Annotated in this window: 10 protein-coding genes; 4 read left to right on the top strand and 6 right to left on the bottom strand. The window is 32.2% G+C overall.

From position 1 onward, the window contains the following. Positions 1-16 precede the first annotated feature (16 nt). From AAYQ05_RS02665 to AAYQ05_RS02645, 5 genes are all read right to left on the bottom strand, one after another. Positions 17-715, bottom strand: coding sequence for a response regulator (locus AAYQ05_RS02665; RefSeq protein WP_281634205.1), 699 nt, complete (start codon positions 713-715; stop codon positions 17-19). Continuing rightward, complete coding sequence (locus tag AAYQ05_RS02660) at positions 705-2,570, bottom strand: tetratricopeptide repeat-containing sensor histidine kinase (protein ID WP_343540968.1); 1,866 nt, start codon at positions 2,568-2,570, stop codon at positions 705-707. Before AAYQ05_RS02660 ends, AAYQ05_RS02665 begins: the two co-directional genes overlap by 11 nt. A 288-nt stretch (positions 2,571-2,858) precedes the next feature. Continuing rightward, positions 2,859-3,104 (bottom strand): hypothetical protein, encoded by a 246-nt coding sequence (locus tag AAYQ05_RS02655; protein WP_343540966.1) that lies wholly within the window; start codon positions 3,102-3,104, stop codon positions 2,859-2,861. Between the two features lie 177 nt (positions 3,105-3,281). Beyond that, positions 3,282-4,100, bottom strand: coding sequence for a LytR/AlgR family response regulator transcription factor (locus AAYQ05_RS02650; RefSeq protein ID WP_343540965.1), 819 nt, complete (start codon positions 4,098-4,100; stop codon positions 3,282-3,284). 270 nt (positions 4,101-4,370) lie between these two features. Continuing rightward, positions 4,371-5,912: a glycine--tRNA ligase gene (locus tag AAYQ05_RS02645; protein ID WP_343540963.1), complete on the bottom strand. Its 1,542-nt coding sequence runs from the start codon at positions 5,910-5,912 to the stop codon at positions 4,371-4,373. A gap of 228 nt (positions 5,913-6,140) precedes the next feature. Between AAYQ05_RS02645 and AAYQ05_RS02640 the strand changes: the two genes are divergently transcribed. From AAYQ05_RS02640 to AAYQ05_RS02630, 3 genes are all read left to right on the top strand, one after another. Further along, a complete protein-coding gene (locus tag AAYQ05_RS02640) occupies positions 6,141-7,379 on the top strand; it encodes a type III secretion system chaperone family protein (RefSeq protein WP_343540961.1) in 1,239 nt (412 codons plus the stop codon). A gap of 32 nt (positions 7,380-7,411) precedes the next feature. Beyond that, positions 7,412-8,485 (top strand): trypsin-like peptidase domain-containing protein, encoded by a 1,074-nt coding sequence (locus tag AAYQ05_RS02635; protein ID WP_343540960.1) that lies wholly within the window; start codon positions 7,412-7,414, stop codon positions 8,483-8,485. A gap of 71 nt (positions 8,486-8,556) precedes the next feature. Further along, a complete protein-coding gene (locus AAYQ05_RS02630; protein ID WP_343540958.1) occupies positions 8,557-9,237 on the top strand; it encodes a ComF family protein in 681 nt (226 codons plus the stop codon). Positions 9,238-9,256: 19 nt separating this feature from the next. Here the strand turns inward: AAYQ05_RS02630 and AAYQ05_RS02625 are convergent, their stop codons facing one another. Continuing rightward, complete coding sequence (locus AAYQ05_RS02625) at positions 9,257-11,926, bottom strand: zinc-dependent metalloprotease (protein ID WP_343540956.1); 2,670 nt, start codon at positions 11,924-11,926, stop codon at positions 9,257-9,259. Between the two features lie 192 nt (positions 11,927-12,118). Here AAYQ05_RS02625 and AAYQ05_RS02620 point away from each other — a divergent pair, with 192 nt between their 5' ends. Beyond that, positions 12,119-13,066, top strand: a complete 948-nt coding sequence (locus tag AAYQ05_RS02620) for a bifunctional riboflavin kinase/FAD synthetase (RefSeq protein WP_343540954.1) — start codon at positions 12,119-12,121, stop codon at positions 13,064-13,066. Positions 13,067-13,129: the final 63 nt, after the last annotated feature.

The raw sequence follows: 13,129 nt of genomic DNA, 5'->3' as shown, positions 1-13,129 counted from the left end.
CATTGGAATTTTACCTCTAAAAAAGCCCTTTGCTTTTTGCTTCTTTAACCAAATCATGGTCTGAACCGTTTCTTATTTTTAGCAGTTCCATTAAATGTTTTTTTCGTTTCACGATAGCGTTTAATGAAATTGGAATATTTTCCAGCATTTCATGAATTGGAGTTCCTTTATCCAAATGAATTAATATCTGTTTATCGTATTGATCTATCTCGATTGCATTGTGCGTGGATTGATTCAGCATTTTTATAACCGATTGGCTGTAATATTTCTCATTTTTCATGACTTTATCAAAAGCTAGAAGCAATTCGTCAAAAGTAAGGTCATTTTTAATGATTAATCCATTGGGCTGAATCGTTCTGATAATGGTTTTAATTTTCAGCAATTCGGTATACATCGTCAAAAGTATAATCTTGCAAGAAGGCATTTTCTTTAAAAGCAATTTTGCCAAATCTTCGCCAGAAAAAATCTCTTTTTCTTCATACGGAGGCATACTGATATCCAAAAAAGCAATATCAAAATCAGGTGTGTTATTATTTTCTATTATATCATAACCTGATCTACAATCGTGTGCTTGCGAAATTAAAAACCCATATTGCTTTGGATTATAACGAGTTATAGCATTTTTATATCCTTCAATAATAAAAGGATGATCATCTACTATTAGAATATTCTTAGTAACTAATTGTGGAACTGAAGCTGGTAAATCAAATGTCATTATGCAGGTTGTTATTTGGCTCTATTGGGATTTTTATGGTCAGAATTGTTCCTTCTCCTTTGGCAGATTTTATGGTAACTGTTCCCTTACACTCTGTTGCTCTATATTCAATATTATGCAGACCAATTCCGTTCTTAGTCTTATTGGCGTTAAATCCAATTCCGTCATCTTCGATTGTTAAAACCAGATTATTATTTACATTTTTAAACGCTACTCTAATAATATCAGCTTTCGCATATTTATTACAATTCTGGAGCCCTTCTTGAACAATTCTATACAAATTAATTTTGGCCATATTACTTATTAAATCCCATTTAATCTCAGGATCAAAAACAGTAATCAATTTCGAGCTATACGTATTTATCTGATTTTCAAATAGTTTATTTAAAATCGAAACAAAATTATTAATTAATTCCGATTTTTCTCTATTTAAGTCATGCGAAATTTCGCGAATATCCTGTTCAACATTTTTTAGTTCAGCAAGATATTTTTTTCTTTTAGAAATAGCTTCAGATTCGTCTAGTTTATCTAAGCTATCAAGGCTTATTCTAATACCAAACATCCGTCCTAAAACACCATCGTGCAATTCCTGCGCCACCTTTTTCTTTTCTTTTAATCTCGTAAGCTCAATTTCGTTTTGTTGCGAAATCATCAAATTGTAAATATCTTCATTTGCAATCTGCTGCTGCTGCTTAAAAAGAAGTTCACGGTTTTTGGCCTGTTGCGTTTTATAAACATAAAAAAACAACCCGAGCAATGTACAAATACTAAATACATAAACCAAAGTTTTATTTTTTTCCTGAAGACTGGAATTCTGATCTTTAATTTCGTTGGTTTCGTATTCAATACGGGAAAATTTTTCTCCCATTTTGCGCTCCGCTTTAAGCATTTTATCATTCAATTGAATATATTCTTTCGAATAAACAGAAGCGTTTTTTGGATCGACAATTGCGATTTGCTGGAGAGCACCTAAGGTATTAGCTAATTTATCTGTACTTCTAGAAATGTCTAATGCCTCTTTTGAAAATTGTATTGCTCGCAAGGTATCTTTTTTAAAAGCATAGTATTCGGACAGATGTATTTTATTTAATACAACTCCTGATTTGAGTCCCAAACTATCTCTAATCTTTAAAGCATCATAAAACAATTTTGGCATGCTTTCAGATTCTTTTAATTTAAATTTTGAATAAGCCAAATTATCTAAAACAATAGCATATAAAGTCGTATTTTCTTGATACAAATTTTTTTGCTCAATACTTTTTTGAAAATACAATTTTGCCTTATTATAATTATGCATTCTCAAATAAACAAACCCAATATTGTTTAATGACGTTGCCTTCAACTGATAATCTGACGGAATCGATTTGTCAGATAGAATATTCAGTGCTAATTCATGAAAATCAAGAGATTTATCAAATTCTTCTTGCTCATTGTAAAGTATCCCCAATAAATTATAACAATCATAAAGCTGATTATTTACATTTGTTTCTTTCTTTAAAATTCGGAGAGCTTTAAAAACACTAATTTCACTTTCAAAATAATCCCCCTCATTATACTGAAGGTTTCCTTTGCTTACAAAAGTTTTAGCTAAATTTAATTTATCATTAATCTTTAGATAGATCTTTTCTGCTTTAAAATAATTCAAGAAAGCACTGTCAGATATAGATTGACTTTCATAATAATCCCCTAAATAACTGTAGGCTTTTGCCATGTGTACAGAGTCTTTCGAGTTTTGTGCCCTCTCTAAAATTAATTTTGTAGTTTGTTTATAAGACTTCCAATCATTCATATTGTAATATCGATTGGCTATTTTAAAAAGATTGACTTTATTTAATGAGTCATCTTTTTGTCTCATAATTATCGCAAATGCTTTTAGATTATATCTTTGCTTATATTTATATGGGAGACTGATATCATTAGCTAATGATAAATAAGAAGATAGGCTATCTTTTGATAAATGCACATCTTTATCACTTTCGGTTTTCTTGGTACAACCAAAAAAAACAATGAATAAAAAGAATAATATTAGCAGTTTGCTTTTCAATAGCTTTTTGGAGTTTTACCAAAAATACTAAAACTATGGACGAAAAAAAAAGGCTGCCAAAAAATTGACAGCCTTTTCTTTATATTTCTAATTTTCTTATTAGTCTACTTTTACTGTAGTTCTTGTATATTGACGATCTGCATTAAAGTTGTTTGATATGTTTTTAGTTTGAGCAAAGTCATCTCCTTTACGTCTTCCGCTTGTACCATGACCAGTTCCATCTGTATCTGTATCAAAAATATCGATACCTTTTTTTGCTGATGAATTAGAAACTGTTGGGTTTGCAAAAGAAGTTGCAACTATTACTAATGAGAATAATCCGAATGTTAAAGCTGTTTTTTTCATGACCTGAGGTTTTATATGTTTTGTATTATTTTTTTGGAGATGATTCGCTGTCTGCTGCGAATCAGATTGTAAAACTAATACCGGGGTCAAAAAAAATTTATACGAAAAATTGGGTTTATGGTAAATCATACCCAATTGATAGTCAATGGATAGCAAATCCGTGTAAACATCTAGTTTTTAGACTTCTAGATAATTTCCTGCTGCAAAATCGGCAATAATCTGCTCTACATTTGCTCTGTAGGTTTTAGAAAAAGGAATTTTTTTTGTGGAGTTTTTTATGTAACAGATTGAGTTTCCGCTATGAATCCTCGAAATATAGTTTCGATTTATCACATAACTGTTATGAATGCGGATAAAAGGATACGTCAAAACACTTTCAAAATGCTTTAACGTTTTAAAGGCCGTAATCATTTCACCACTATTCAAATAAATATCGGTAGAGTTATTGTCGGCTTGAAAGTAACAGATATCTTCAGCATTTAAATACCGGTAATCTCCATACGATTTTATACAAATGGTCAATGGTCTTTCGATATTTTGAGGAATCGTTACGTTATTTACATTATCAATTACAATAGAAGTCGGCTCTTCTAGAAATTGCGGTGTTTTGCTATCTAAATTGGCTTTTTTAAGCCTTAAAACCGATTTTAGAAGCTCAATATGCGCAACAGGCTTTAAAAGATAATCAAAGACACCATATTGAATTGCATCAAAAGATTTTTCTTTTGTATTTGTAGTAATTATAATTTTGGGAATTTCCTGAAAGAAACGGTGCAATTCGCTTATAAAAGCCAAAGACAAATGACTTGACAGATTTTTGGGTTCGATTTCGAGAAAAATCAAAGCTGGTTTGTTTTCTAAAACCAAGTCTAAACCTTCTTGAAAATTTGAAGCCGAAGCCATAAAAGATAATTCTGAAAAACCTGAAGCGGTTGTTTGGGTTTTCAAAATACTCTCAGCGTCATCATCAATTATAATATACGAATACTTTTTCAATTTTGGGTTTTGTTGGTTTTCTCACGGCGCAATCATACTCAAAAAAAAGCTTTTAATTGCAATGTGGAGAAAAAAAATTGGTTTTTGCGCTAATACAAATTTAAAATTACGCATTTAAGCCTTTTAAACATTTCATTGTTAACACATTAAGTCAAAATGTTGATACATAAGGATGAAATGCAAAAAAAACCGATAAAATACCTGTTTTTTAAAATCAAAAATCCCAAACTCCTTTATGGAATTTGGGACTTCTATAATAAACTGTAAAGATTACATTCTCATTAACCAGTTTTTCATCGAAACTTCGTTTTCGATAATTCCTCTTAATTCAGTAATTTTTACTCGATCTTGTTTCATTGTATCTCTATGACGAATTGTTACTGTTTCGTCTTCAAGTGTCTGGTGATCTACTGTAATACAGAAAGGCGTTCCTAAAGCATCTTGTCTTCTGTAACGACGTCCTACAGCATCTTTTTCATCATAAGCCACATTAAAATCCCATTTCAAATCTTCGATGATTTTTCTTGAAACTTCTGGCAAACCATCTTTTTTAACTAATGGCAATACTGCCGCTTTAGTTGGCGCTAAAACTGCCGGTAATTTTAAAACTGTTCTTGTAGAACCGTCTTCTAATGTTTCTTCTTTTAATGAAGTAGCAAAAACTGCCAAGAACATACGATCTAAACCTACAGAAGTTTCTACTACATAAGGAACATAATTTTCGTTTAATTCTGGATCAAAATATTGCAATTTTCTTCCAGAATATTCTTCATGCGCTTTTAAGTCGAAATCTGTACGAGAGTGAATTCCTTCCAATTCTTTAAATCCGAATGGGAAATTAAATTCGATATCAGCTGCTGCATTTGCGTAGTGCGCTAATTTCTCGTGATCATGAAAACGGTAATTTTCTTTTCCTAATCCTAAAGATAAATGCCATTTTAGACGAGTTTCTTTCCAGTACTCGTATGATTTCATTTCTTCTCCTGGACGTACAAAAAATTGCATTTCCATTTGTTCGAACTCACGCATACGGAAAATAAATTGTCTTGCAACAATCTCATTTCTGAAAGCTTTACCTGTCTGAGCAATTCCAAAAGGAACTTTCATACGGCCTGATTTCTGAACGTTTAAGAAGTTCACAAAAATACCTTGAGCCGTTTCTGGACGCAAATATAAATCCATTGCATTCTCTGCAGATGCACCTAATTTTGTTCCGAACATTAAGTTAAATTGCTTAACCTCTGTCCAGTTTTTAGAACCAGTTTCAGGATCAGCAATTTCAAGCTCTTCAATCAATGCTTTTACATCGGCCAAATCACCTGCTCCCAAAGAACGACCTAAACGCTCTCTGATTTCTTTTTCTTTAGCTAAATATTCAATTACACGAGCATTTGTAGTTACAAATTCTTGTTCGTTGAATGCATCACCAAAACGAGCTTTTGCTTTGTCAATTTCTTTTTGTGCTTTTTGGTGAATTTTTTCAGCAAAATCTTCAACCAAAACGTCAGCTCTATATCTCTTTTTAGAATCTTTATTATCAATTAATGGATCATTGAAAGCGTCAACGTGACCAGAAGCTTTCCAAGTTGTTGGATGCATCAATATTGCAGCATCAAGGCCGACAATATTTTCATTCATTTGAACCATTGATTTCCACCAATATTCACGGATATTCTTTTTTAATTCAACACCGTTTTGTGCGTAATCGTATACAGCACTTAAACCATCGTAAACTTCGCTTGACGGAAAAATAAATCCGTACTCTTTTGCGTGCGAAACCACATTCTTAAATATATCTTCTTGTTTTGCCATAGTGATGCAAAAATATAAAAAGTGTATTAACTTTTTGTATTTAATTAAACTTTTACATCTTTAAATGTTAACTGGTTAGAAATAAAGATATTTATTGAAATTGTATTTTTGAGACATTTCATTTTCTTAAAACTGTATAATCTTAATTAGATATAAGTTAAAATAAACCAATCATTTTTTTATAAGAAAAAAGTATATATTTTTGTAAGAAAAAATAATACTATTCTTATGAAAAAAAGCATTTCCTATTATTCACCTATAAACTCAAGTTTATATAAAGAACTTAACATCTCCGCATGGAACTCTTGCGTAGATAACTATGAAAAAGAAAATCACAAAGAATCATTGGTAGATTTTCTAAATTATCTTGATCCCAATATTTACGAACAATACTCAAATCCAGAGAAAACTATTTTTACCATTCCTCATGGTTCCTCAATTATTATTTTAAAGATAGAAAACAACCATCTTTTTATAGAAGCTCCATTTATAAAATTACCTGAGGCTAAATTTATTCCAATTTTAAGAAAAAGCAGCGAAATAAACTTCTCATACATGACTCTTCCTAATATTAAACTACAGGATAATGAAATGAAGTTTGTGTATGATATGCCTTTAGAGCTATGCAATCCGTGGAAATTATATGACATTTTAAGAAATATAACCTTCAACGCTGACAAATATGACGATGAATTTGTGACAAAATTTAGTGCTGAACGTATTGTAGAACCAATGGTGGGCAACTATGATAATGAAAAATTGGCCGAATACCTAAAAGTATGCAAAGAAATTGCGATTGAAAGAGTTGAAAACATACAGCATTTTGAAACCAAAAGAAATTTAAATAATGCTATCGACAGTGTTTTTATTGGAATAAATCAAATTCGTTTATACTGCAATCCTACTGGTATTCTTTTAAATAAAATGGACGAAACCATTGACATTATATACGATCGAAGCATCAATATGATTGATAAGTTGAAGGCTGGAAGAGTATTTTTCAAATTTGTAGAAGAAATTCTAATTGAAGATTTTAATGATTATTGCAATGTAACTTTCAATTTAATCTCAAATAAAAGAACAACAAACAGAACGCAGCTTGAAAGTTGGGTAGAAGGATATCTTGAAAATTCTGAGGAAGACTATAGTGTTGAAAATTTTACAGAATCTGCTTTTAATAGCTATTATGCCTTGTATTATGCTTTGTCTTACTTTAATATTGAAAGTAAAGATGAAAAAGTAATGCTGTATGGGCTTCAAAAAGCATCTCAAAAAAGCTGGCAAGAAGCTGCTGAAATTTTAATTGAAGTCCTTGATTTCTTTTACCAGAATACAGGCGAAGATTTTATTTTTAAAAATACTCCCGAGCCAAACAATCCATTAGATGATAGCACACAAAACATTCAGGAGTGTGTAAAACAGTATAAAAATATGCTTTCAGGATTTTTGTCAGGATTTGGCAAATAAGAATAATAAAATTACATCAAAGTTTAATAAAAATGAAACAACAATCAATATTTAAAATAAGAACAGCTGCTGGTTCTGGATCGGCATTTTATTTGTCTGACATTAATGCGCTAATTACCAACCATCATGTTGTTGAAGGTCATAAAAAAGTTTGTGTAGAAACATTTGACAAAAATAGCTACGAAGGAACTGTTGTAATGATCAGCCAATCTGAAGACATTGCAATAATAAGAGTAAATGAGGATTTTTCTAATTTACCTGAGTTAATTTTATCAGACATTTCAACATTAAAATCAAGAGATGAAGTCTATGCGCTTGGATATCCTTATGGGTTGCCTTACACAGAAACTAAAGGAATTATTTCTGCACCTGATCAGCTTTTTCAAGGAAAAAAATACATTCAAACAGATGCACCAATAAATCCAGGAAATTCTGGAGGACCTTTAATTAATAGCGCAGGAGAAATTGTAGGAATCAATACTTCTAAATTTACAGATGCTGATAATATTGGTTTTACAGTTCCTGTTGATCGTCTTTTAACGATTTTAGATATCTACAAAAAAGAAAATCCCGAAAGTTTTTCGGTTGTATGCAACAGTTGCAGTTGCTGCATAGAAGAAGAAACGGAATACTGCGATAATTGCGGGGTTGAAATAGACAAAAACCTGTTTAGTGAAAACGAAATTACGGAGTTGGCCCAAAAAATCGAAAGCGGTATGATTACAAAAGGAATTAATCCGATTTTAGCAAGAGACGGATATGAGTACTGGCAATTTTACCAAGGAAGTACATTAATTAGAATCTACATTTACAATACAAATTTTGTTTGCGCAAATTCCCCAATCAATGAACTTCCATCAGGAAATCTTGAGCCAATTATGAGATACATTTTATCTAATGAAAATTTCCCTTATAATCTTGGAACCTGGGAGAAGACCATCTATATAACATATAGAACACATTATACAGATCTTTTTAATAAAAAATATGGGCAACAGGAATTAGACAAATTAATTGGACTTTCTGAAAAAGCTGATTTTATGGATAATTATTTAAATGAAACTTACGGATGTGGATTTGCAAGCACAGCCAAATTAAACAGTTAAAAAAACAAGCTTTTATCTAAAACCTAACAGAAATTTCTGTTAGGTTTTATTAACAATTCTAAGAGTCAGAAATGTTTACTTTTATTATCGATCTCTTTTTTCCGAAAGTTTGCTCCGGATGCCGTTCTCTTTTAGTGACAAATGAAATGGTTTTCTGCACCAGCTGTCGACATGAAATGCCTCTAACCCAATATCATTTAGATCTAAAAAATGAGGCTGCAAAAAAGTTTTATGGCAAGATCGATATTCAATTTGCCTCTGCATTTTTATACTTTAATAAAAAGGGAATGGTACAGGAACTCATTCATAATTTAAAATACAAAGGTCACCAGGAAATAGGAACTGTTTTAGGAAATTGGTATGCCGAAGATTTAAAAGAACTTCAACTCGAAATTCCATTTGATGTCGTGATTCCTGTTCCACTTCATAAAAGAAAATTTAAGGAACGTGGCTACAATCAAGTCACTACTTTTGGGAAAGCAATTGCCCATGGTTTTGAAGTTCCTTTTAATGAAAAACTATTGTTTCGTAAAGTATATTCTAAAACCCAATCGAAAAAAAGCCTTTTAGGCAGGTCCGAAAACATAGAAAACATTTTTGATGTCGAATTCAATGAATCCGATCATCACAAACATTTTTTAATTGTAGACGATGTTTTCACAACAGGCGCAACAATTGAAGCCTGTTCTCGGGCGTTATTAAAAATTCCAGGCGCTAAAATTAGTATGATTTGTATGGCGATGGCGCATTAAGGTTTTAAGCTTTCAAGAATTAATTAATCAGTATTTTTTTTATTTCTTTTCTGTTACCATCAGTAACTGTTACAAAATATAGACCTGAAGGAACACCTGGCAATTGAATATCTTGAATAAAATATCCTGATCCTTGAAAAGTTCTATCGTAAACATATTTTCCATTAATATCATTAACGTAAACTTTAATCTCACTTACCGAATCTCGATCAAATTGTACTGTAAAAGTTCCTTTGTTTGGATTTGGATATGCAACAAAACTAACATTCTCAAAATCATCATTCCCTAATGTATAGGTTTTAGAACAAATATTTACTGATGCAGAATTTATTGTTCCTAAAGCTCCTACAGCATCATCAAGAACTCTAAAAGTCCAATTTCCTTGTGGATTTTCTCCATTAAAAGCGCTTAAAACAGTCGAAGGAATTACAATCTGACTAGTAGTTGTGTTACAGTTTAAAGCAGTTCCGCTATCATCAAATTGCAAAGCTAAGGTTGAATTTGTATTTCCACAGTTTTTATTAAATAAAGTTACAATTGTTCCGCTAGGGCTAATAATCTGCATGGTAAGATCCGAAAATTTCTCATGTTTTACATTTACGGAAACATTTACATCTGAAATAGATCCTGTTGAAGAAGGCACAGAAACTGTTCTATTTACATACACATTGTCACCGGTTGAATATCCTCCACCAAAATTATAAGAAGAACAATCTGTTGAAACCGTATATCCTACAGCAAATGGTTTACTATTTACAGCATAATAAATATTGCCAACTGGCTCTATCAAAAGTCTGCAATTTGTAGAAGCCTCAATTTCTGGAACCAATATCGTTTCTGAGCCATCATTTGGAGTATTAGAAGCCAAAACAATTGGAAATGTTAATCCGCCATCAATTGACAACTTAATATTGACATTTGATGACCCTGGAAGTGTGTTTGTATTATTTACATTCCAAGTAATTGTTTGTGCAGACTCTTTTGCCCAACCCAAATTATCGTCTGCTTGTGAAGTCACTGCAAATGGCCCAGCGGCAGCACTTACCGTTACGATCATCGCGTCTGTATTGGTTTGCCCCTTTCCTTCTGCAGCATTGTCTCTTCCTGTAAGGGTAAAATTCATTGTTTTGGCAATAGAAGAAACAGATTCCCAACTTGTGGTCAGCTGATTATTTAATACAGAACTTAAAGCAGGCATGTATCGAACAGGTGAAGTTGTTGGCGAAAAAGACCTAAACATTGGTCCGTCTGGTTTTGTAGCATACGTCAAACTCTTATTGCCAAAAGTTGTTATAGCACTATCGTATTGCTCCCAAGTGTATGTTATGGAATTTCCCTCTGGATCAGAACCTGTTCCGGTTAAAATAAATGGTGTGCTAATTGGAATCGTATAATCTGAACCTGCATTTATGACTGGCGGATTATTATCAACTATAGATGTAGAAACCGGACAAGTTTTTCCTGCTAAATTACTCTGTATCTGACTAATACTTGCATAAGAAAAATAATCGTCTGAGTGACTTTGAACATCATAATCTGTTACTCCCGCATACCCCATAATAGTTGAACCGCTTCCTGGTTCGTAACAGGTTCCATAACCTTCATTTGCATGCGAAAAAGTATGCGTACCTCCAAGCTGATGCCCCATTTCATGCGCCACAAAGTCAATATCAAAATTATCGCCTTGGGGTCTTCCATCTGCTGGAGATGTAAATGCACTACCTTTTCCAAGAGGTTGGCTAGAAGTAGGGCTCACGCAGACACAACCAATACAGCTTGCATTTCCTCCTCCGCCTGAAGCGCCAAATAAATGGCCAATATCATAATTACCTTCACCAATTACAGTTGTTAATGTTGTCTGCACTTCTTTTGGCCAGGCAGGATTGTCATTGTTAGCACCTGCTGATGCAATAGAATAAGGATCTGTAGAAGCGTCTGTATAAATTATAGCATCATTATTTGCAATTAAAATCAACTGTACTGCAAGATCTCGATTAAAAATACCATTTACTCGAGTCAAAGTAGCATTCATTCCAGCTAAAGCTTTCGCCTTTGTTCCACCAAAATAAGTGGTGTATTCTCCTGTACAGGATAGCGCCAATCGAAGTGTTTTAAATTGTTTAGAGTTTGAAGCTGTTTTTGCAGTAGTAGAAGGTTTATTGTCAGAAAACGAATTTGGCGTTTTACAATCCAAAAGCTTTTTTGACGCTACGTTGTCTGCCGATTTATACAAAACATATTCCGATTTATTATCTGGATTTTGTTCAATATATTCTGTTGGTTTTGATGGTCTAAAAACCATCGTCTGCATTCCGATTGGAGCTACGCTAAAATGTATTTTAGCATTTTTATCATCTATTCCTCGCCCTACATAAGATCTAATTTCGGGATATTTTGCCTGTAATTCTGGATCAAAATTAGAGGATTCCCAAACCGAAAAACGTTCCAAAATTCCATCAGTATTTGGAATCGTAATTTCTGATGTTGTATTTTTCGCTGTTTTATTTGATGCCGGAGCTAGTTTAGAACTAAGAAGATTTTCATTTAATTTATAATATAATTTAGCAGAACTTACATCATCAGCTTTTCGCAAAAGCGATGAAGAAGTTACCTTCTGCCATAGAACATCTTGTGCATTGATATTTGCAGAACAAAAAATTAAAAATATATAAAGTAGTTGTTTTTTCATACTCTTAAGATATAGTATCAAAATTACTTCAATTAATTTGAAATCATATTATCTATACGACAATTATTGCTTTTTAATCGACGAGTCGTCTTATTTTTACAAAAAGATAGGTTACGCATTAAAATTCGATTTAGCATAGCATTAAATTTAAAAGAGAATAGTATAAATTTGCAGCATCTTAAATAATTTGTTTTGAAGCTCTTTCATTCTATAAACGATTTTCAGTCAACCAAGAAAACAATTCTAACTCTTGGTACCTTCGACGGTGTGCATATTGGTCATAAAAAAATTCTCGAACGAATTACGCAGCAAACTGAAAATGGAAGATATGAAAGTCTTGTTCTAACTTTTTTTCCGCATCCAAGAATGGTTCTTCAGGAAAAATCTGAGATAAGATTGTTAAACACTATTGAAGAAAAAATAAAGCTTTTGGAAGCAACTGGTATAGAAAACCTAGTTGTCCACCCTTTTAACGAAAGTTTTTCAAGACTAACTGCCGAAGAATTCGTTCGAACGATTTTAGTAGAAAAATTCCAGATTCAAAAAATTATTATTGGCCATGATCATCGTTTTGGTCGAAATAGAACTGCAAATATTGATGATCTCATTGCTTTTGGATTAGAATATGGATTTGAAGTTGAGCAGATTTCTGCCGAAGAAATTCAAGATGTTTCGGTTAGTTCGACCAAAATCAGAAAAGCTTTAAATGAAGGCAACATGGCTTTGGCCAACGAATATTTAGGCTATAGCTATTTTCTAAACGGAACGATCGTAAAAGGAAAACAACTTGGAAGAACTATTGGTTTCCCTACAGCAAATATTCAGATTGAGGAAGATTACAAACTGATTCCAAAAATTGGTGTTTATGTTGTGAAAGCCATTGTAAACGGTGAAACTGTTTTTGGAATGATGAATATTGGTTTCAACCCTACTGTTAATGGCGAAAAACAAACTATAGAAGTGCACTTGTTTAATTTTGACAAAGATATTTACGATCAAAAAATTGAAGTTTCTTTATTGCATTATATTCGCGAAGAACAAAAATTTGGTTCGATAGATGCTTTAAAAGCACAGCTTAATCAAGATCAAACCGATTCTTTGGCTTTTATAAACTCTACATTAAAAAACCAGACTGCATAGTTTTTATTGTTTTTAAATCATCGTAGTTATTTTTTTAGTAATTTTGATAGAACTCTGTTTTTC

The organism is Flavobacterium movens (assembly GCF_039581425.1).
GTDB lineage: Bacteria > Bacteroidota > Bacteroidia > Flavobacteriales > Flavobacteriaceae > Flavobacterium > Flavobacterium luteolum.
The sequence above is the reverse complement of the archived record's forward strand: the minus strand, read 5'-3'. Positions and strand labels throughout refer to the sequence as shown.

Coding starts and splice junctions, on each gene's coding strand:
- AAYQ05_RS02655 (WP_343540966.1), bottom strand. CDS start 3,104: ATGAAAAAAACAGCTTTAACATTCGGATTATTCTCATTAGTAATAGTT.
- AAYQ05_RS02630 (WP_343540958.1), top strand. CDS start 8,557: ATGTTTACTTTTATTATCGATCTCTTTTTTCCGAAAGTTTGCTCCGGA.
- AAYQ05_RS02635 (WP_343540960.1), top strand. CDS start 7,412: ATGAAACAACAATCAATATTTAAAATAAGAACAGCTGCTGGTTCTGGA.
- AAYQ05_RS02640 (WP_343540961.1), top strand. CDS start 6,141: ATGAAAAAAAGCATTTCCTATTATTCACCTATAAACTCAAGTTTATAT.
- AAYQ05_RS02625 (WP_343540956.1), bottom strand. CDS start 11,926: ATGAAAAAACAACTACTTTATATATTTTTAATTTTTTGTTCTGCAAAT.
- AAYQ05_RS02645 (WP_343540963.1), bottom strand. CDS start 5,912: ATGGCAAAACAAGAAGATATATTTAAGAATGTGGTTTCGCACGCAAAA.
- AAYQ05_RS02660 (WP_343540968.1), bottom strand. CDS start 2,570: ATGAGACAAAAAGATGACTCATTAAATAAAGTCAATCTTTTTAAAATA.
- AAYQ05_RS02665 (WP_281634205.1), bottom strand. CDS start 715: ATGACATTTGATTTACCAGCTTCAGTTCCACAATTAGTTACTAAGAAT.